Annotated in this window: 19 protein-coding genes; 5 read left to right on the top strand and 14 right to left on the bottom strand. The window is 53.0% G+C overall.

Going from position 1 to position 20,022, the window contains the following annotated elements; genetic code table 11:
• Positions 1-106 precede the first annotated feature (106 nt).
• Both HV350_RS17570 and HV350_RS17565 read right to left on the bottom strand, forming a co-directional pair.
• Positions 107-475: an MmcQ/YjbR family DNA-binding protein gene (locus HV350_RS17570; protein ID WP_016152172.1), complete on the bottom strand. Its 369-nt coding sequence runs from the start codon at positions 473-475 to the stop codon at positions 107-109.
• A complete protein-coding gene (locus tag HV350_RS17565) occupies positions 475-1,056 on the bottom strand; it encodes a TetR/AcrR family transcriptional regulator (protein ID WP_016152173.1) in 582 nt (193 codons plus the stop codon). The genes HV350_RS17570 and HV350_RS17565 overlap by 1 nt, the downstream gene beginning before the upstream one ends.
• Before the next feature lie 189 nt (positions 1,057-1,245).
• Between HV350_RS17565 and HV350_RS17560 the strand changes: the two genes are divergently transcribed.
• Together HV350_RS17560 and HV350_RS17555 are read left to right on the top strand one after the other, a co-directional pair.
• Positions 1,246-2,358: an MBL fold metallo-hydrolase gene (locus HV350_RS17560; RefSeq protein ID WP_016152174.1), complete on the top strand. Its 1,113-nt coding sequence runs from the start codon at positions 1,246-1,248 to the stop codon at positions 2,356-2,358.
• Between the two features lie 17 nt (positions 2,359-2,375).
• A complete protein-coding gene (locus tag HV350_RS17555; protein WP_003021996.1) occupies positions 2,376-2,717 on the top strand; it encodes a RamA family antibiotic efflux transcriptional regulator in 342 nt (113 codons plus the stop codon).
• 21 nt (positions 2,718-2,738) lie between these two features.
• Here the strand turns inward: HV350_RS17555 and HV350_RS17550 are convergent, their stop codons facing one another.
• Complete coding sequence (locus HV350_RS17550; protein WP_016152175.1) at positions 2,739-2,987, bottom strand: DUF1158 domain-containing protein; 249 nt, start codon at positions 2,985-2,987, stop codon at positions 2,739-2,741.
• A 66-nt stretch (positions 2,988-3,053) separates the two neighbouring features.
• The gene (locus HV350_RS17545; RefSeq protein WP_181629024.1) at positions 3,054-4,172 is read right to left on the bottom strand and encodes a YbdK family carboxylate-amine ligase; all 1,119 of its coding nucleotides are present in this window, start codon (positions 4,170-4,172) and stop codon (positions 3,054-3,056) included.
• A gap of 169 nt (positions 4,173-4,341) precedes the next feature.
• Here HV350_RS17545 and HV350_RS17540 point away from each other — a divergent pair, with 169 nt between their 5' ends.
• Positions 4,342-5,046 carry a GNAT family protein gene (locus HV350_RS17540; protein ID WP_115190848.1) on the top strand — a complete coding sequence of 235 codons (705 nt, stop codon included), beginning with the start codon at positions 4,342-4,344 and terminating at the stop codon, positions 5,044-5,046.
• 75 nt (positions 5,047-5,121) lie between these two features.
• Here HV350_RS17540 and HV350_RS17535 read toward each other — a convergent pair whose 3' ends face one another.
• Genes HV350_RS17535 through HV350_RS17520 form a run of 4 tightly spaced genes read right to left on the bottom strand, consistent with a single transcriptional unit; the run spans position 5,122 to position 9,886 of the window.
• The gene (locus HV350_RS17535) at positions 5,122-6,630 is read right to left on the bottom strand and encodes an FGGY-family carbohydrate kinase (RefSeq protein ID WP_181629022.1); all 1,509 of its coding nucleotides are present in this window, start codon (positions 6,628-6,630) and stop codon (positions 5,122-5,124) included.
• Between the two features lie 32 nt (positions 6,631-6,662).
• Positions 6,663-8,081, bottom strand: coding sequence for an L-fucose/L-arabinose isomerase family protein (locus HV350_RS17530; RefSeq protein ID WP_047358063.1), 1,419 nt, complete (start codon positions 8,079-8,081; stop codon positions 6,663-6,665).
• Positions 8,082-8,115: 34 nt separating this feature from the next.
• The gene (locus HV350_RS17525) at positions 8,116-9,063 is read right to left on the bottom strand and encodes a transketolase C-terminal domain-containing protein (protein ID WP_047358064.1); all 948 of its coding nucleotides are present in this window, start codon (positions 9,061-9,063) and stop codon (positions 8,116-8,118) included.
• A complete protein-coding gene (locus HV350_RS17520) occupies positions 9,056-9,886 on the bottom strand; it encodes a transketolase (protein ID WP_181629020.1) in 831 nt (276 codons plus the stop codon). Before HV350_RS17520 ends, HV350_RS17525 begins: the two co-directional genes overlap by 8 nt.
• A 316-nt stretch (positions 9,887-10,202) precedes the next feature.
• On the opposite strand from HV350_RS17520, the gene HV350_RS17515 reads away from it, so the two are divergent.
• A complete protein-coding gene (locus HV350_RS17515) occupies positions 10,203-11,153 on the top strand; it encodes a sugar-binding transcriptional regulator (RefSeq protein WP_181629019.1) in 951 nt (316 codons plus the stop codon).
• Between the two features lie 82 nt (positions 11,154-11,235).
• Here the strand turns inward: HV350_RS17515 and HV350_RS17510 are convergent, their stop codons facing one another.
• The 6 genes from HV350_RS17510 to HV350_RS17485 form a co-directional block, all read right to left on the bottom strand.
• Positions 11,236-12,324 (bottom strand): ABC transporter permease, encoded by a 1,089-nt coding sequence (locus HV350_RS17510; protein WP_016152183.1) that lies wholly within the window; start codon positions 12,322-12,324, stop codon positions 11,236-11,238.
• Position 12,325: 1 nt separating this feature from the next.
• Positions 12,326-13,852 (bottom strand): sugar ABC transporter ATP-binding protein, encoded by a 1,527-nt coding sequence (locus HV350_RS17505; RefSeq protein ID WP_170973930.1) that lies wholly within the window; start codon positions 13,850-13,852, stop codon positions 12,326-12,328.
• Positions 13,852-14,460: a DUF2291 family protein gene (locus HV350_RS17500; protein ID WP_016152185.1), complete on the bottom strand. Its 609-nt coding sequence runs from the start codon at positions 14,458-14,460 to the stop codon at positions 13,852-13,854. Before HV350_RS17500 ends, HV350_RS17505 begins: the two co-directional genes overlap by 1 nt.
• 11 nt (positions 14,461-14,471) lie before the next feature.
• Complete coding sequence (locus tag HV350_RS17495; protein WP_016152186.1) at positions 14,472-15,413, bottom strand: D-ribose ABC transporter substrate-binding protein; 942 nt, start codon at positions 15,411-15,413, stop codon at positions 14,472-14,474.
• 117 nt (positions 15,414-15,530) lie between these two features.
• Positions 15,531-16,193: an enterobactin synthase subunit EntD gene (entD, locus tag HV350_RS17490; RefSeq protein WP_181629017.1), complete on the bottom strand. Its 663-nt coding sequence runs from the start codon at positions 16,191-16,193 to the stop codon at positions 15,531-15,533.
• 50 nt (positions 16,194-16,243) lie between these two features.
• Positions 16,244-18,535, bottom strand: a complete 2,292-nt coding sequence (locus tag HV350_RS17485) for a TonB-dependent siderophore receptor (protein ID WP_181629016.1) — start codon at positions 18,533-18,535, stop codon at positions 16,244-16,246.
• A gap of 253 nt (positions 18,536-18,788) precedes the next feature.
• Here HV350_RS17485 and fes point away from each other — a divergent pair, with 253 nt between their 5' ends.
• Positions 18,789-20,006: an enterochelin esterase gene (gene fes, locus HV350_RS17480; protein WP_016152189.1), complete on the top strand. Its 1,218-nt coding sequence runs from the start codon at positions 18,789-18,791 to the stop codon at positions 20,004-20,006.
• The last annotated feature ends 16 nt before the right edge of the window (positions 20,007-20,022 follow it).

Raw genomic sequence — 20,022 nt, 5'->3', positions numbered from 1 at the left:
GATTTTTCATACCCTGCGGGTGCGTTTTGTTTCAGCAGGGTACAGGGTTAGCAAGAAAAAGATAAGACAGGAAAATGCAAAAACACTTATCGGAGTTAACGATAAATCAACCTGGACGCAGGCGTTTTTGATCCCGCTTCGCCAGGCCGTCTACGACGCGATGCCATGAATCATTTACCAACTCCGTCAGTAATGACTCGGTAATGTCGTCGCCTGGGTAGACCGATATCCAGTGCTTTTTATTCATGTGATAGCCGGGTTCAATGCTGGGGTAGATCTGCTGATTTAACAGTGACTTTTGCGGATCGGCTTTCAGGTTAACCAGCGGGCGTCCGCGAAGCTCTGAGACCAGCATAAAAATTTTGCCGCCGACTTTGAAGACATCGTATTCCGGGCCGAATGGCCAGCAGTGCTCGGTAAAAGGCAGTTCGAGCGCAAGGCGCTTTGCACAGGCATGTAAGGTCTGGCCGTCCATTATTTTTCCTCACGGGTGAGTGCGCGCCACATCGCCTCAAATCCCATCGAAATATATTCTTTTGCGCGAGCCGCGTCGCGGGCGGCGAACTCCATGGTGGTCTCTGCCAGAGAAAGAAACAGCGCGTCGCCAAAGGCGCGATACTCGTCAGACATAAACTCAGGTCGTACGGATCGATGACAAAGATCGCGCAGTTCCGGGAACATATCGTCAGCCTGCTGTTCCGTTTCTTTGCTGATTTTCTCGCTGACGGCCAACTGGCGAATCGTGCGATGCCCGCAGGTATGGTTCAGGCCCCAGCTAATGTAGCTGTTCCAGATGTAGTGGGTCATGGTTTTGGCATCGGTCACCGATCGATCCAAATTTGCCATCATCGACTGACAAAGGTCTTGCTTCAAAAAGAGGTAAAGCTCGTTGATCAAATCATCTTTGGTTGCGAAATAGCGAAACAACGTCCCCTCCGCAACCCCTGCATTGCGGGCTATCACGGCGGTAGATGCCGCAATGCCTGATTGTGCAAATGCTGTGGTTGCAGCTTCCAGTAATGCCAGTTTTTTGTCTTCACTCTTCGGACGAGCCACTACACTTTACCCTTAAGTCTGTAAAAAACATGATTGAATCACGGCCTTTGCAGCACCGCAACGGCGAATGTCAAAGATTGAAAATCATCTTGACGGCGAACTTTCGATTTCTATAATGAGTGCTTACTCACTCATAATCAAGAGTCAGTCGCGCAAACCAGCGGAAAGGGGCGCGTTTAAGGTCAGGATATGAAGCGTCTCACAGTTTGTGTGGTTGTTATTATGCTTATTGCCGCAGCTGCAAGTTTACCGTTTGTACTCAATGCCGGGTTTGGTCAGGCCCCGCAAGGGGCACAACTGAGTTTGGTTGAACAGTCACCTCACTATCGTGATGGACAGTTTCATAACCAGGTGCCGACACCGGGCTATACCGGCAACAAAGGCATGCTGGCGGCCTGGTGGGAATTTCTGGTCGCTAAGCGTGATAATGCGCGCCCGGCGCAGCCGTTACCGCTGGTGGCAACCGATCTCGCCGGACTTTCGCCACAACAGGATACTCTGGTCTGGCTCGGCCACTCCTCATGGTATTTGCAGCTGGCGGGTCAACGTATCCTGATTGATCCGGTATTTAGCAATTATGCCGCACCGTTTTCATTCCTGAACAAAGCCTTTGCCGGGGATTATCCGTGGACTGCGCAGACGATGCCGGAGATCGATCTGCTCATTATCTCGCACGATCACTATGACCATCTGGATCTCGCCACTATCAAGGCGTTAATGCCGAAAATTAAGCGAGTGATTACGCCGCTCGGCGTAGGGTCGCATCTGCGTTACTGGGGGATGCGCAGCGAGATAATCGAAGAGCGGGACTGGAATCAGTCCGTCAGAGTGACGGATTCGCTGATCGTTCATGTGCTGCCTGCTCGTCATTTTTCGGGGCGCGGTATCAAGCGCAACCAGACGCTATGGGCGAGCTTCATGTTCGAAACGCCGGAGCAGAACGTTTATTACAGCGGGGATTCCGGCTATGGACCGCATTTTAAAGCCATCGGCGAGCAGTTTGGCTCGGTTGATTTGGCGATTATGGAGAACGGTCAATATGACCAGGACTGGAAGTTTATTCACATGATGCCAGAAGAGACGGCGCAGGCTGCGGCCGATCTGCATGCGAAAGCCGTGTTGCCAGGGCATGCCGGCCGTTTCGTTCTGGCGAAACATACCTGGGATGATCCTTACAAACGACTGGCGCTTGCCAGCCGTCGTCAGGATTACCGACTACTGACGCCAATGCTGGGTGAACCGGTAATACTGTCCGAACCGGACCAACCGTTTACGGCCTGGTGGCAACAGGCGACTCAATGAATACAGGGGAGAGCATGATGACGATTTCTGCTCAGGTCATTGATACGATTGTTGAATGGATTGATGATAATTTGAATCAGCCATTGCGCATTGATGATATTGCACGCCATGCGGGATATTCCAAATGGCACCTGCAGCGTCTTTTTATGCAGTACAAAGGCGAAAGCCTCGGGCGCTACATCCGCGAGCGTAAGCTGCTATTGGCGGCGCGCGATCTACGCGATACCGACCAGAAAGTGTATGACATCTGTTTGAAATACGGATTCGATTCGCAGCAGACCTTTACGCGAATTTTCACCCGTACGTTCAGCCAGCCGCCGGGCGCGTATCGCAAAGAAAATCATAGCCGAACGCATTAACGGCAAAGGGTTCTCGCGGGTCTAATCCGCCAGCGAGAACCAGCGCCGCCAGATAAAACGCAGTACAAAATATTCAATCACCCCCAGCAGTAAAAACCACAGACAAAACAGCAAAGTATAAAATTGGTTGAGATCCATCAGATGAAAGGTGGCGACGAGTTTTTGCGCCAGCACAATGCCCAGTGAGGGGGCGGGCAGCAGCAGGCAAGACAAAAAAGCCAGCAGCAGGATCCCTGCGGCGGTCATCAGTGATTCAAGCGGGTGTTTCATGGCATTGTTAAACTTGAGTTAAAAAGCCATTGTCCGGGATCTCTGTGGGCAACGCAAACGCCACGCTTACAGCCCGGCCCAAATCTCACAATGTTTTTTCACCAGACCACTCAGAGATCCGCCGTCGGCGACGAAATCACGCATGCTCTGCGCTTCATCATGACCATTTTTAACCTGCAGGCGTAAGGATTCAATCGCGCTGGTCGCGCCCACTTTGTCCGCAGAAGCGGCGACATTCTCCAGTAGCCGTAGCGTGTCATCTGACAGGCGGTGCCCATCGCCGGTATTGACGTCGGTGATGATTCCCGCCATGCCAAAGCGGCAGGCCTGAAAACGGTTAAATTTATACAACAGGTAATCACGCTCCTGGTGCCTGAATGGCCGTTTAGTGAGCAACCAGTGGGCGGTAGCCTGAATAAGTCCCGCCATATTGACTGCGTGTTCAAGGGTTAGCGGAGTGTCCATGACGCGAACCTCTACCGTACCAAAGTGCGGGCTGGGGCGGATATCCCAGTGTAAATCTTTAATGCTATCAATCATGCTGGTGTAGGCCAGTCGACGAAATAACCCCTCGAATTCCTGCCAGTTATTCACCCACGGCATCGGGCCATTATCGGGAAATCCGGAGAAAATATTCAGCCGCGCACAGGCAAACCGCGTGTCGGACGTTTGCATATAAGGTGAGGCGGCAGAGAGCGCAATAAAATGGGGAACAAATCGCGACAGGCCGTGCAGGAGGTAAATAGCATCATCGCCGTTTGCGCAGCCGATATGCACATGTTGGCCGAATACCGTCGCCTGCTGAATAAGATAGCCAAAATTTTCCAGGTTGCGCCGATAGCGTTCGTCATCGCAGACTTCCTGACGTTGCCATTTTTGAAACGGATGCGTACCGCCGCCACAGATGGCGAGGTGCTGCTCGGCAGCAACCCGCGAGATTATCTGCTGCATGGCGGATAATTCAGCACTCGCCTGGTCGATATTGCGACAAACCCCGGTCGCCATCTCCAGCATACTTTCAGTGATATCGTGCTTTACTTCTCCGGCGGTGAGCTGCGGCTTTACGGCGTCAATCAGTCGGGAAGAGTCCTGGCTCAGGTCGTAGCCCGGAGGATTGACCACCTGCATTTCCAGTTCAATGCCTAACGTAAAAGGGTCAGAAACATGAAAATCGGGTAGGGACATAGTGTTCTCTTCAGCGTTGATTTTTAATCAGTATAGACGCGTCATCTTGCAAGCTGCATATAGAAGGGCCGCTGATTTTCTGTTCGATGTCAGAAATCCCCCCGCGATGCTTTGAAGGCGAAATGGCCGGTGTTATAACTATTTTTTACTTCGCAACAGGGGTTGAATCGTGCCGGAAATTAATCTTTATGGACAGACCGTCGGCGATATTGTGCCTGACTGGAATGGTGCCGCCGTACTGCCGCGGGAAGAACTTGCAGGGCAATATTGTCGACTGGTTCCCCTGGATGCCGACAGCCATGCCGCCGATCTGTTTGATGCTTACGCGCAGGCGCCAGACGATCGCGACTGGACCTGGCTTGCAAGTTCTCGCCCCACGAGCGTTGAGGCCACAGCTTGCTGGGTAGAGGGCAAATCCACGGATGCCTCTCTGGTTCCCTATGCTGTCATTGAACAGGGTTCCGGTCGTGCGGTGGGACTGGTGTGCTTTATGGCGATCGAACGGGAGCATGGTTCGGTTGAAATTGGTCATGTAACCTGGTCACCGCGCATGAAAAATACGGTACTCGGCACCGAAAGCATCTGGCTGTTGCTGCGCCAGGCGTTTGCGTTGGGTTATCGTCGCGTGGAGTGGAAATGTGACTCTCTGAACACGGCTTCCCGTCGGGCGGCGGAGCGCCTTGGGTTTATCTTCGAAGGACGTTTTCGCCAGAAGATTGTGCGCAAGGGGCGTAATCGCGACAGCGACTGGTTATCGATGATTGATAGCGAATGGCCCCAGTGCGACGCTGTTTTGCAGCACTGGCTGGCTGCCGACAACTTCGATGAAAAAGGACAGCAACGCCGATCGCTGGCGGCGTGTCAGCCGCAGTAGCTCGCTTTTGAAGAATTAACAGTGCACCCACAGTCAGTTATGGCTGCGGGCGCATTTATCATTAGCGTTGATTTATTAACGGGTTTGCCAACGGGTGCGTTCGACGGCTCCTTGCCATTCATGCCAGCGTTTTTGCAATCTCCCATGGCGCGCCATGTTTGGCTGGAACGATACGTGATCGGGCAGATAATCTCGCAACTGGCTGGTAGGTGCACCTTGCAGCTTCTTGCGTGCCAGCAATCCGGCACCGATAGCGGAAAGTTCAGGGATATCGCTGCGCATCACCGGACAGCCCAATAAATCGGCTTGATACTGCATTAACCAGTCATTTTTTGTTGGCCCGCCATCAACCATTAACGCGTTGAGTCGAAAACCGTTGTGCTGGCGCATCGCTAAAACAACATCGGCAATCTGATAGGTAATCGACTCCAGTGCCGCACGTACCAGATGTGCGCGTTTCACTCCGCGGCTGAGACCGTGAATCAACCCCCGGGCATCTTCATCCCACCAGGGCGCGCCCAGCCCGGTAAGGGCCGGAACAAAATAGACGCCCAGCGTGGAGTCAACCGTGGCGGGCAGCGTATTGAGCTCATGAAGCAGTTGCTCTTCCGGTAATTCGCTAAGACCTGTGCTATCGGCCATCCATGCGACGGCATCTCCCGTATGCGGAATATTACCTTCCAGCCCGTAGACCAGGGTGTCACCGTCATGCCAGGCAATGGTCGTTGCCAGCGCGCTCACCTCGGACTGCGCCGAGAATACGGGTGCCATAACGGAAGATCCGGTGCCATAGGTCGCTTTGACGCAGCCTTCCATACCCAGCCCATGGGCAAAAAGCGCAGCATGAGAGTCGCCAATCATCGCCAGAATAGGGATTCCATCAGGTATCCTCTCCAGACCTTTTGTTACGCCAAAATGGTGGCTGGAAGGGCAAACTTCGGGTAACGCCTGCTGCGGAATACCGAATAGAGCCAACATCTCGCTATCCCATTGTCCGCTGTTGAGATTGAGCAACTGCGTGCGTGAAGCGTTGGAGATGTCGCAACGAAATTCCTCGCCGTGCGTTAAGTTCCACAGTAACCAGCTATCGATGGTCCCGAGACATATTTCCCCTTGCTGTGCGAGCGTCATACTGTTGGGAACTGACTCCAGCAGCCAGCGCATTTTAGAGGCGGAAAAGAGTGGGGCAACGGGTAATCCGGTGATGGATTTTATGTACGCCTCGTGCCCCTGTTCACGTAATGCACGGCAAAAATCGGCCGTACGCGAACATTGCCAGGTGATAGCAGGGCCGAGAGGGCGACCGCTGGCACGATACCAGCCTATCGCCGTTTCACGTTGATTGCTGATCGCCAGCGCTGCGACGCGTTGTGCGCCGACGCAGGCAATGGCTTGTGCCACAACATCCAGCGATGCGTCCAGAAGTGCATCACCTGACTGTTCAACCCAGCCTTCACGGGGCGTGTGGATCGCCAGCGCGCGGGAGAACTTCGCGACCACGTTTCCCTGACCATCCAGCGCTACGGCTTTGGCATTGGTGGTGCCTTCATCAAGCGCAATAATAATGTCTTTTTGTGCTGACATTGTTTTCTCCAGCCCTTCGGTTTCCCTGAGTATTAGCGATGGAAAAAGGTATCCACCCCGAGATAGCGGGTGAAAGCTTCATGCAGCACCTCTGCGCTGGCGGAATGGTTCATTGCCACGTGATGCTCAAAGCCATTACGACAAATCCAGGCCAGTAGATTCTCCAGATGAGGCACCTGGATTACCGCTCGGCAGCCGACAGTGTCCAGCGGATCGTCAACCGATAGTCCTTCGCCGACGTAGGCTTTGATTTCGCCGGTTAAATCGTCGGTACTCAGGCGGAAGTAGGTCAAGGCACCGCTTTTCATACGACCGTGAACTGCACCGCAGGTGTTCTCTTTACCGACGGTGGTACCGATGATATCCGCCGTCCCCATCTTCGGGCTGTCCAGACTGGCTGATGCGAAATTACCGCAGTGAAAAAGAACGCATTTATCACGATCGTCGCCGAAATTATTGTTCCAGTCGGCAATGGATGCTGGACTTAAGTTGCTGCTGGCGAGGGCGTACATTGACAACGCGCCCATCACATCCACTTCGCAGGCACTGGGCATTAACTGCCCGGACATCACGCTCATGATTGAGCACACGTTGATGCCTAAATTTTCCTGCAGCGAGGTCCAGCACTGGATGGCAGTCGTATCAATATCATTAGCGATAACCCATTCGCTGATAACGACAAACAGTTTTGCCATGGTGACCAGTTTGTCGGCTGGAATGGCGCTGGCGTCGGCGTTATCCATCAACAGGCGGCGTTTTTCATCCACCCGGATATCGTCGTCGCGCAGTCGTTTGATGCGGGTAAAGACTTCAGACAGATCCAGTGTTTCAACGGCAATACCCAGTCTTTCGAGCAATTTTTCGCTGTAGCGGACGGTGTTAAACCCAGCTGGACGTGCGCCGATAGCGCCGACGCGAACTCCGCGCATGCTGGCGACCACGCGACAGATTTGTTCGAAACGTTTCAGATCTTGTGCAAACACCTCGCCTGACAGGTCGCAGACATGCTGGGTGGTTAGCGTAAACGGAATACCGTACTGGCGCATGTTATTGCACAGGGAGATCTTGCCGCAGAAGCTGTCACGGCGAGTGGCAAGCCCCATTTTATCCAAGTTGTCTTCCTGCGCCTGGATCAGAACCGGGACATCTAAACCGGAAAGTCGCAGCGTTTCCGCTATCGCTTTTTCATCGCCAAAGTTCGGCAGTAGTACCACCACACCGTGAATCTTGTCGCGGTGAGCGCGGAAAAGTTCAGCACAAACTTTCGCATCCTGACGGGTTTCAACACCGCCGAGTTCTGTCTGCGTTTCGTTGAGCATTATGGTGTTAATGCCCAGCCGTTCAAAGAGCACGCTGGCTTGTTCGCGGGCTTCAGCAACCAGATAGCTCGGGAAAAATCCCCGATTGCCAATAATCACCGCCATGGTCAACTGATGAGGAATTCGTGACATCGCTTTCTCCAGTAAGTGTTCTGTTGTTATTGTTTTATCGTGTTGCCAGCAACAGTGCGGTGGCGTTTTTCACGACACCCGCCGCGTCAATTTCATGGCGTGCGCGCGTTGCTGCACGATCGGCTGCGATTGCATATTGGCCATCGGCAATCCCCAATCTACGCAGTGGAATAGCACAGCCAGCTTCTGCCAGCACTTCAGCCACCAGACTTCCCACGCCGCCATTAATGTTATGTTCTTCCACGCTAACCACTGCCTTGCAGTGGGTTAAAGCTGCCAGTAACTGTTGGGTATTGCAGGGACGAATTGACGGTACACTGATTACGCTGGCGTCAATACCCGCCTGTTCCAGCACTGTGGCAGCCTCGACAATTTCATGCACAGTTGAGCCCATTGCCACCAGTGCGACATCTTTTCCTTTGCGCAAAATATCGATATTACCCGGCGCGAACTGGTAGTTTTCGTCGTGTAATTCGGGTAAGGCTTTGCCATCCAGGCGAATATAAACCGGACCTATGTGGCTTAAGGCGTAATCGAGAATCTGTCGGCATTCCACCGGACAGGACGGGGCGTAAATCTCAATATTGCCAAAACCGCGTAGCACGGAAATATCATCAATGCTGTGGTGCGTACTGGCGAGCGGTCCGTAGCTGGCCCCTGCGTTCAGGCCAATCAACTTCACGTTGGTATTGTTGTAGCAAATGTCGACTTTAATTTGCTCATTGGCCCGTGAAATCAAGAAGGGCGCAGCGTTACAGGTGACGGCGATTTTACCGCCCAGCGCCAGTCCGGCAGCAGCACCGACCAACGTCTGTTCGGCAATACCCACGTTGACCAGACGACCGGGAAATTCCTTCATAAATGGGGCGATTTTTGCTGTTGATGTTGAGTCAGCCACCACCGGCACAACATCCATTCCACGTTTGACCGCAGCAATTAACGTGTTCACCATGACGGTGGCGAGGTGTTCGCTATTACGCATCTTTCAGTTCCTCCAGCGCCAGTTCAACTTCTTCTCCTTTTGGCACGCGGTGGTGCCATTCCGGGCGGCCCTGGATAAAAGAGATCCCGGCTCCTTTGGTGGTGTGTGCAATGACGACATATGGCTTGCCTTCAGGGGTTAATCCTTCCAGCGTGCGCACCACATCGCTCATATCGTTCCCGCGACACTCTGTGACTTGCATACCGAAGGCTCGCCATTTTTCATCCAGCGGATCGGTGTTCATGATCTCTTTGGTTGATCCGGCAAGCTGGAGGTTATTTTTGTCGTTGATGATAATCAGGTTATCCAGTTTATAGTGGGCAGCGACCAGTGCTGCTTCCCAGTTGCTGCCTTCGGCCAGTTCACCATCACCGATGACGACAAACACCCGGCGTTTGCTGTTGCTGCGTTTAGCCGCCAGCGCAATCCCTACTGCAACCGGCAGACCGTGACCAAGAGCTCCGGTATTCAATTCAATTCCTGGCGTTTTATGTTTTACCGGATGTCCCGGCAGATGCGAATCAGCGTGTTGATAGGTCGCCAGCCAGTCCACAGGAATAAAACCGGCTTCTGCCAAGACACAGTAGTAACCGCCCACTGCGTGACCTTTTGACTGGATGTAGATATCGCGCTCGTCGCTCTCTTTAATCTCCGGGGAGCAATTCAGGATGCGAAAATAGAGTGCTGTCAGCAGTTCAACCTGCGACAGGTCTGCGCCAGTGTGCCCGCCAGCCGGGCTTTCAGCATTCAACACGATAATGCGGCGACGCACGGCACGTGCTTTCTTTTCTAGCTCAGGTATTGAGAGCGAAAACGGATTCATAAGACACCTCTTGAATGTTTAATCTTGAATGAATAAATATTCCATGTGAGTGCAGTAGTGCAACTGTCTCTCTACCCACCACGTAATCTGCAGATAAAACAGTCAGTCGTTATTGGTTAGAATAAATATTCACTACTGATTTATTATTCATGATTAAAGATATGCCTTGTCTGGCGGTTTGTCTACGGCTTGTGCCACCAAATTTTGGAGAAAAGAGAAAAGGATCACACTAACGTGATAACTGGAAAGGTACTGATGACTTGTTATCTATTCAGGTATGAATAAAAATAACAGGCAGTTTATCAGGGGGAATGCCATGTCGAAGCAGGATGAACAGCGGTTGCTGGTTAAGATTGCCACGCTTTACTACGCCGAAAATAAAAAACAGTCTGAAATCGCCACGCTGCTGCATTTGTCGCAGTCCTTTGTCTCCCGTGCTTTAACGCGTTGTCAGAAAGAAGGGCTGGTGAAAATCACCGTCGTACAGCCGACCAATATCTTTGTGGCGCTGGAAAAAGCCATTGAAGAGCAGTTTTGTATTCGTCAGGCGATTGTCGTGGATGTCGGTGACAACCCCAGCAATACGCAAATTAAGCATGCTATTGGCAGTGCGGCGGCGCATTACGTTGAAACCCGCTTGCGAGCCGAGGACCTGGTTGGAATTTCCTCCTGGAGTAGCACCATTCGCTGTATGGTCGATGAGATGCACCCGCAAAATATCCGCGCGGCGGGGGTGATCCAACTGCTGGGCGGCGTAGGGCCGAATGGTAACGTGCAGGCCACGATTCTTACGCAACAGTTGGCAGCGCACCTTGGCTGTCCGGCCTGGCTGCTGCCTTCACAAAGTATTGAGCATTCGGTTGAAGAGCGTACACGGTTGGTTAACAGCCCTGACGTTGCCGCGGTGGTTGAAAAGTTTGCTGAAGTGGATGTGGCAATTGTCGGTATTGGCGAACTGGAGCCTTCTCAATTGCTGAAAAACTCAGGCAACTACTACAACGAAGAAATGTTGCGACTGCTCGCCGAGCGCGGCGCAGTAGGCGATATCTGTCTGCATTATTACGATGCAGCAGGCAACCCGGTACTCAGCCATGAGGAAGACCCGGTCATCGGAATGGAGCTTTCGCAGATCCGGGAGTGTAACCACGTGATTGCTTTGGCTGGTGGTGTGGAAAAACAGAATGCGATACGCGGGGCATTGCAGGGGAATTATATTGACGTATTGATCACCGACTACCCGACAGCCCGCAGTCTGGTGAAAGGGTGATGTCACGGTGAGTTAAACAATTGACAGCCCCAGGAGGCCCCTGGAGCTGTCTGGTTGTGCATATCAGACTTTTCAGAGGGGATTACTGACTTTCCATCGCCGCCTTTTGTGCTACCACCGCGGCTTTTTGCTGCATCCGGTTTTGCATCTGGTCGATGATGACCGCGACGATAATCACGATACCTTTAATCACCATTTGCCAGAACTCGCTGACGCCCATCATCACCAGACCATCGGCCAGAAAACCAATAACGAAAGCGCCAATCAGCGTGCCTAAAATCGTGCCCCGTCCACCGGCCAGTGACGTACCGCCGAGAACCACTGCGGCAATGGCGTTCATCTCAAATGCCGTACCGTTGGCCGGATGGCTGGCGGAAAGCTGTGCCGAGACCACAATTCCAGCAATCGCGGCACACAGTCCGGATAGGGTATACACCCAGATTTTCACCTGTTTTACTTTTACCCCTGACAGCTCAGCAGCGCGTTCGTTATCCCCGATGGCGTAAACGTGGCGACCAAAGGGTAGACGACGAGCGACGTAAGCAATGACCAGTGCCAGCACAATCATCATCCAGATGGCCCACGGAATCCCAAACAATGTACCGGCACCAATCTCATCAAAACCGGTATTGCCGAGCTGCGGATTGCCGGAAAGCCCGGGAAAGGTTTGCCCATCGGAGGTCAGCATCGCCGCCCCGCGCAAAACGTACATGGTTCCGAGCGTACAAATAAACGGTGCGACGTTATAGTGGGTGATGATCCAACCATTCGCCGCGCCAATCAGCCCACCAATCAACAAGACGACAGGCACAATCACCCAGACGCTGGGGAAAATTGCGATGCCGAACATTGGCAATACAATGCCTTTAGTGATTAGCCATCCCGCGACCATGCCGCACAGCCCAAGCGTAGCGCCAATTGAGAGATCAATCCCGGCGGTAATAATGACAAACGTGATCCCCAGCGCCAGAAAGGCGTTAATGGCGATATGCTTGATCATAATGACCATGCTGCCGCCAGAGAGAAATCCCGGTACGGTGAAGGCAAAGAACCCGACGATTAAAAACAGTGCAATAAAAGTGCGCAGTTTTAGGATTAGTAGCAGGATATTTTCCCGAGAGAAGGCGACTGTGGAGCGAGGCGCGATGGCGGCAGATTGTAGTGTTTTCATATCAGAACCCCTGAGCACTTGCGGTTACCAGCGCCGATTCTTCGGCACGATCGCGGGCGATATCGGCAGTTAGCTTGCCGCCGGACATCACCAGAATGCGGTCAGAAACCGCCATAATTTCTTTTAAATCTGAGGTGGAGAAGACCACAGCAATACCCTGCTGGGAAAGCTGGACCATCATGCGGAACACATCGGCTTTCGCCCCGACATCGATGCCGCGTGTGGGTTCGTCAAGAAATAGAATTTTGGGATTGGTGAGCAGAGAGCGACCAATCACCACTTTTTGCTGGTTCCCTCCGCTCAGCGCCTGAATTTCAACCTCTGGCGAGGAGACTTTTATCGACAGATTGCCAATTGTGCTGGCGACCACGGCCTCTTCATCTTTGCGGGCAATGGCAAAGCCACGTTGCAGACGCCGCCAAAGGCTGGCAATGGTCAGATTGGTGGCGACGGATGAAATGGGGAAAATCCCTGTGCGCTTGCGATCCTCCGGCACCAGACTCATTCCCATACGGATGCGATCGGCGGTGGTTAAGCGCTGCGGGACCGGTTTGCTGTCGAGCCACAGTTTTCCGAGGTAGTTGCGCTCAGTACCTAACAAGCACTCGAACAATTCGGTTCGCCCAGCCCCCATAAGTCCATAGATACCGACAATTTCACCGGCATGAACGTTAAAGGTGACGTCATTGACGACTGCGCTGCCAGCGGTATTCACGCAGGTGATATGTTCTGCTTCCAGAACCGGAGCTCCAAACGTGCGGCCGGGTTCGAGAAAGTTGCTGACCGGATCACTGCCCAACATCTCGCGCACAATCCACGGGACATCGATGTCGCTAACCTTGGCTTCGGCTTGAAATTTACCATCGCGTAAAATAGTGATCACATCGCCAATTGCCATCAATTCTTCGAGACGATGGGAGATATAGATTATCGACACGCCCTGGCGAGTAAGTTCACGGATCACGCGAAACAGAATCTCGACTTCAGTTTTACTGAGCGCTGAGGTGGGTTCATCAAGAATCAGGATATCTGCATCTTCAGCCAGTGCTTTGGCGATTTCGACCAGCTGTTGCTGCCCTACTTTGAGATTGCCAACCAGGTCGCGCGGTGATATCGGCTGATCGAGCCGGGTTAATAATTCCGCGGTGCGTTTTTCTTGCTCGGCCTCATTAATGGGGGCCATGCCTTTTTGAATCTCCCGACCGAGGAAAATGTTTTCCGCGACGGTGAGGTTCTCAAACAGGTTTAACTCCTGATGCACCATACCAATTCCATGTGCCGCAGCATCCCGGGTGCTGGCAAAGCGCACGGGATTTCCATTGAGCGACATCTCACCGCTACTGGGTTGCTGAACGCCAGCGAGGATCTTCATCAACGTCGATTTCCCCGCACCATTCTCACCAATAATCACATTCACCTTGCCACGCCAGACCTGATAATCGACGCTGTCCAGTGCAATTGTGCCGGGAAACAGCATTGAAATGGCATGCGTGCGCAGGATGATGTCATCAGCTGAGGTATTGCGCATTAGTGAGCCTCCTGTTCCAGCGTCAGTGCTGCTGCGTTTTCCGCTTTTCCAGCATTCAACGTCACGGCGAACAGCACCGTGGCAGTTTTCCCTTGCCAGCTAGTGTCTACGGCGGGTAACTGTTTCGCCGCTTCACGGTTATAAGCCCGTGACAGTTGGGCAAACTGAACCTGGTTAGTAAAATCTTCAAACTTGAAACCACTGGCATCGCGAATAGCATTGCCACGCATTACCGGGCCAATCTGAATCGTGACGGGCATATCATTGACCCTCACCACGATGGTGTGCTCTCGCCCATTGGTGGTGTCGACGCTATCAATCTGGCTGGTCAGGCGTACAAACACGCTTTCGGGAGCGGGTGAGGGGGCCTTCAGGCGAGTGGTCAGCGCTGAAGCATCCAGAACATGTTGCTGTGCCGCTTCCAGGACGCGGGATTGCCAGGTTTGTTGCGCGATCTGATCGGGAGTCTGGTTGTCGAAACTGGCTTTGGCCTGAGGATCGGCCGGGATAATTGGTTTGCCGTTTTCGTCGAGGTCAACTACCGTACAGGCCGTCAGCAACAGGGTGGCGCATCCAACCAGCGCGGCACCCCATTGTGTTAACGACATAGTGCCTCCGCTTAGTGGCTCAGGTTGAACTTGTTCAGCTTGCTGGCATTGGTTTCGTCAATCAGCACGCAATCCATGAGCTGTTTTTCTTCTTTCTGGGCTTTGCCGTTTTTCAGATAGTAATCCGCCTGCTCAACAGCCATTTGTGCCTGTTGCCAGCCGGGCTGCAGTACTGTCGCTTTAATATTGCTTTTATTAATGATTGAATCGCGGGTGTAGTCGCTGCCATCAAAACCGACCACGATGACATTATTTTTCCCCGCCGCTTTTAGTGCGGCTTCTGCACCCAGCGCCATAGTGTCGTTACCTGAGATCACGCCTACGATATCTGGGTTGGTTTGTAGAATGGCTTCCATTCGGGTAAAGGCTTCGGTTTGGCTCCAGTTTGCCGTCTGCTGGGCTACCATTTTCATGTCCGGATAGTCATCGAGTACATCGTGATACCCCTGCGAGCGTACATGGGCGTTGGTGTCGGATTGACGTCCCAGCAGTTCAACGTACTTCCCTTTTCCGTCCAGTAACCTGGCGAACTTCTCTGCGCCGAGCTGTGCGCCTTGATAGTTATTCGACACGATTTGCGCCACCGCGATACCGGTTTTATTGATTTCGCGATCGATCAGAAAAGCAGCTACACCCGCTGCTTTGGCTTTTTCCAGCGGCCCTACGGTGGCATCTGCACCCGCATTATCGAGAATGATCGCTTTCGCTTTACGAGCAATAGCAGTCTCAATCAGTTGGTTTTGTTTATTGACGTCATCATCATGAGAGGCAACCAGCGTGGCGTATCCCAGCTCTTTTGCTTTGGCGACTGCACCGTCGGCTTCGGCTTTAAAAAACGGGTTATCGTGAGAAGGGGTAATAATCGCAATCAGTCCGTTGTCGGCAGCATACAGCGAACCCGATGTGGTAAGGATCGAGGCCAGTAATACGGATTTAATCAAGGTCTTGTTCATCTCTTTCTCCACTTTGAATATTTATTCAAATATGATTTATTATTCAAGTTAACGATAAGTCGAGATAATCGAACTGTCTACGATTTGCGCAGCTAATTTCTTAAAAAGAGAAAAGGATCACGATCCTGATGGTGAGGATGGAAATAGCGTCACGATATTTTTATCACGCTGAAACCAATGAACGTGAACTTCTTGATTGCCGAGGTTTGCCGAAAATGACGGCATGATTTGTAATGTTAATTGCTGAGTCGTGAGTGCGGTGATTTTTGCGCTGGTGAAACCTGGTAGCCCCGATGCCTGATTGGAAAACGCCTTATACAGGCTCTCCTTTGCGCTGAATACCAGGGTTAAGGCGAGCGGAAAGGGCAGGCAGGTATGCTGCAAAATCTGATGTTCGTGGTTATCAATAATGCTATCAGCCAGCTCAACTGCGGTTTGAGGTGTAAAAATAGCTTCTATATCCAGCCCAATGGGATGCGTTGATACGACCGCCAGCGCCGTTGTTGCGCTGTGGCTGATGCTGCCAAACAGATCCTGCGGCCACAATGGTTGGCGTTGCACACCGATGCCGGGCACGGTTTTGTGGCCAAATTCACGCAGTGCGTGTACTGCGGCAATACGCCCCGCTAAGTGCTCAGCTTTACGCTTACGCCCACTGAAGTGGAGCTGAGTGTGGTGGGGAAGCCAGAGCAGGTCGTGCTCATGGAAAGTGTCGGGATCAAATTCGACAATGTGCAGCGTATGATCTGCGAAAGGGAGCGGGATGTGCGTTGTGTGCATGATTTCTTACGGTTTCCCTCTCCCCGCAGCGAGGAGAGGGAAAAACGTTATCAGAAGTGTGTGTTAACGCTCATGAACCACGTCCGGCCCGGTTCGTTATAGGTGTACGCGCCAGCGCCCGCCATGTAATAGCCAGTTTTGTTGTCGCTGGTGGTTTGGGCATTACCTTCACGCCACAGACGTTTGTCGAAGACGTTATCCACGCCGCCGGTCAGGCTGACGTTTTTCGTCACATCCCAGGTCGCACTCAGGCCGACAATGCTGTACGGACTCACTTCCTGGGCTGAACTGCCGGTCACCGGTTTCCCCTGGTAATCGTATTTTTTCGGCTGCTGTTTGCCGTACCAGGTGAAGGTGGATTGCAATGACAGATCTTCGCGTGCCTGCCAGCTCAGGGTCGAGTTCAGCGTGTATTCAGGAATAATCGACAGGCGTTCGCCGGTCTCTTTATTCTTACTTTGCAGCATGTAGGTAATGTTGTTGGTCCAGGTTACGGTCTCGCTAACCGGCACGTTCAACGTCCCTTCCAGACCTTCCACCACCGCTTTAGGCACGTTTTCCCACTGATAGATATCGGTGTAGGTTGTTGTTGTTTTACCTGTGGTCGGGTTTTTCTGGGTAATCGATGTTCTGCTTAACGGTACGGTTCCTGCTTCAATCTTGTTACGGTAATCGTTGCGGAACCAGGTTACCCCAGCCAGCCAGCCGTCGCGTTTGAACTCCAGACCAATCTCTTTGTTGATACTGGTTTCGGCCTTCAGATCATCGTTGCCCATCATATAGCAACCAATACCGGTCGCGGAGCCGGTGGCGTAGCAACCCTGACCTTTACTGTACAGAATGTAGTTCGGGTTGAGCTGATACAGGCTTGGCGCTTTATAGGCGCGCGCAATCCCCATCTTCAGGGTGAAGTCATCGCCCAGACCTTGGGAAAGGTTCAGGGACGGACTCCAGTTATCGCCCACAATGCTGTGATGATCGAAACGCAAACCTGGCGTCAGCATGGTGCTGTCGGTCAGTTCCATGTTGTTTTCAGCAAACAGAGAGAAAATCTCTGCGTCTGAGTACGGGCTGCGGTTGGTGCTGCTGGACCCTGGAATATCACCGCCCATAAAGGTCTGCGAATTGGACAACATGTCCTTCATGCGCTGCTGATTCCATTCGGTACCGAGCGTCAGATTTTGGTTAACCAACAGGTCGAATGGAATGCTAATTTCACTGTGCAGCATGACGTCACTCAGGTCGGCGTCGAGGTATTTTTGTGACGCATTCGGGTCGAAAATCCCTTCGGTACCCCCCGCCAGGCCCTCCGGCGTACGGGAGTTACGCGTATGTTCATACTGCACCCAGTTACTGGTAGTGACGCCGTTATCCCAGCCGCCGTTCCAGGTCAGAGAGTAGTTCTGGCGGTAAAGACGGTTGGTCTCTTTCCCGTAGTTATCTTTCACCAGTTGGTTGGTGTTGGTGTTTTGAGTGTCGCCCGCATACAGGTTGCCCTGACGGCTATAGCCAGCTTCCAGTTCCAGTGACTGGAGCGGGGCGAAATCCCAGCGAACCACGCCGTTAATGTCTTTGTTGATCACCCCTTCACGACCGGCCGGTAAGGTATTTGAATACGTGCCGGTACGTTCTGACTGATGACCCTGGTTGATATCCCACGCGTCGGCCTGGGTTTTATCGAGATTACCGTACAAACGGAAGCTGAAATCCCCGCCCAGCGGACCGTTCAGGCTAAAGTTGGTGCGTTTGGTTGAACCTTCGTCTTTATGTTCCGGGGCGTTGAAATAGGTATCCCAGGAGCCGTGCCATTCGTTGCTGCCTTTTTTGGTGATGATATTCACCACGCCGCCAGCCGCACCGTTGCCATAGCGTGCCGCGGCAGGACCGCGCAGCACTTCAATACGTTCGATCATTTCTGGTGGCACCCAGGCGGTATCGCCGCGGGTATCACGCTCGCCGCGCCAGCCCTGACGCACAGAGTTACGGCTGGTTACCGGTTTGCCGTCGATCAGAATCAGGGTGTTTTCCGGCCCCATGCCGCGAATATCGATTTGGCGGTTGTTACCGCGTTGACCGCTGGTTGAGTTACCGGTCAGGTTGACGCCTGGCATGGTACGGATGATTTCCGACACATCGCGAGCGGGAGGATTCTTACGAATTTCATCAGCGGTAATGGTTGAAACGCCCGGTGCCTGCAGGTTCTGCTGGGCGGCGGTAACCACGATGGTGTCTTCATGAGAGACAGCGGCGCTATCGGTTTGATCTTCTGCCATTGCTGGCAGGGCTACCCCGTAAATCCCTAAATTGACCAATAAGGCCAGTGAATGAATCTTGTTGTTCATTGTATGTCCTGCTGTTCTTTTAGCCACGAGTACCAATGTGCCGTGGTGCGGCATTTGGTCTGATGTCGCCCGCATCCGCGTAAACCCTCCATTCCAGAAAAAGTACGCAGCGCCAGGCCGGTTTATAAGTGGTGAAAAACTGTGCGCGCTTCCCACAGCGCGACAATACGCTATTGCAAATGCAAATAGTTATCAATAATATTATCAATATATTTCACGCTAGATCATAAAATTTGACAATAAACATGGGGTTATGGCGGTGACGACGTTAAAGATGGGAAGCGAGGCGTGGTGGCAGTCAAAAAAAGGCCCGGAGTGGGAGCGTGAAGACAACGGAAATTATCGGGTAACCTTCTGGTGGCGCGACCCGCAGGGAACGGAAAAAGAGTCAGCCATTCACCGCGTATGGGTCTATATCACCGGCGTCACCGACCACCATCAAAATGCCACCCCGCAGTCGATGCAACGCATTGACGGAACAAATGTTTGGTGCTGGAGTGTTTCCCTCAGCGCCAACTGGCGCGGCAGTTACTGTTTTATCCCAACAGAACGAAATGATATTTTTGCCGCGCAGACGCCGGGCGAAGCGCCTGACCGAACCGTGCTGCGTGAAGGCTGGCGGCAATTGTTGCCGCAGGCTATTGCCGATCCCCTCAATCCGCAGAGCTGGCAGGGCGGTCGTGGCCATGCGGTGTCTGCACTGGAAATGCCTGATGCACCCGTACAACCGGGATGGGATCGACCTGAAAACCCCGACTCGCCCGCAGTTTGCCTGCAATGGCGTAGCGCCAGACTCGGCAATACACGCCGCGTGTGGGTGTTTACCACTGGTGAAGCTCAGCCGGAAGCGCGTCCGCTGGCTATCCTGCTGGACGGACAGTTTTGGGCACAGAGTATGCCGGTCTGGCCTGCGCTGACTTCACTCACCCATCGCGGACACCTCCCGCCCGCCGTTTATCTCCTGATTGATACCATCGACACGGCTCACCGCAGCCGCGAATTGCCGTGTAATGCGGATTTTTGGTTGGCAGTACAGCAGGAACTATTGCCGCTGGTGAAGACCACGACCGCGTTCAGTGACGACCCGCAGCGTACCGTCGTCGCCGGGCAAAGTTTTGGCGGGCTGTCATCGCTGTATGCCGGGCTGAACTGGCCCGCGCGCTTTGGCTGCGTGCTCAGCCAGTCAGGCTCTTATTGGTGGCCGCATCGCGGTGGTCATCAGGATGGGGCGATCGTTGAGCAACTGAAAAGCGGAAAGATAAGCGCCCAAGGGCTGCGTATTGTCCTGGAAGCCGGGATCCGCGAACCCATTATTTATCGCGCAAATCAGGCGCTTTATGCCCAGTTACCCTCTGCACCACAGTCTATTTTCTGGCGTCAGGTTGATGGTGGACACGATGCGCTTTGCTGGCGCGGCGGACTGATGCAAGGGCTGATCACGCTCTGGCAACCGCTTACCGACACGATTTAACCGGACGATGTTCCAC

It is taken from the genome of Citrobacter sp. RHBSTW-01013 (assembly GCF_013781985.1).
Classification (GTDB): Bacteria; Pseudomonadota; Gammaproteobacteria; order Enterobacterales; family Enterobacteriaceae; genus Citrobacter; species Citrobacter braakii.
This window is presented reverse-complemented; position numbering and strand designations above follow the sequence as displayed.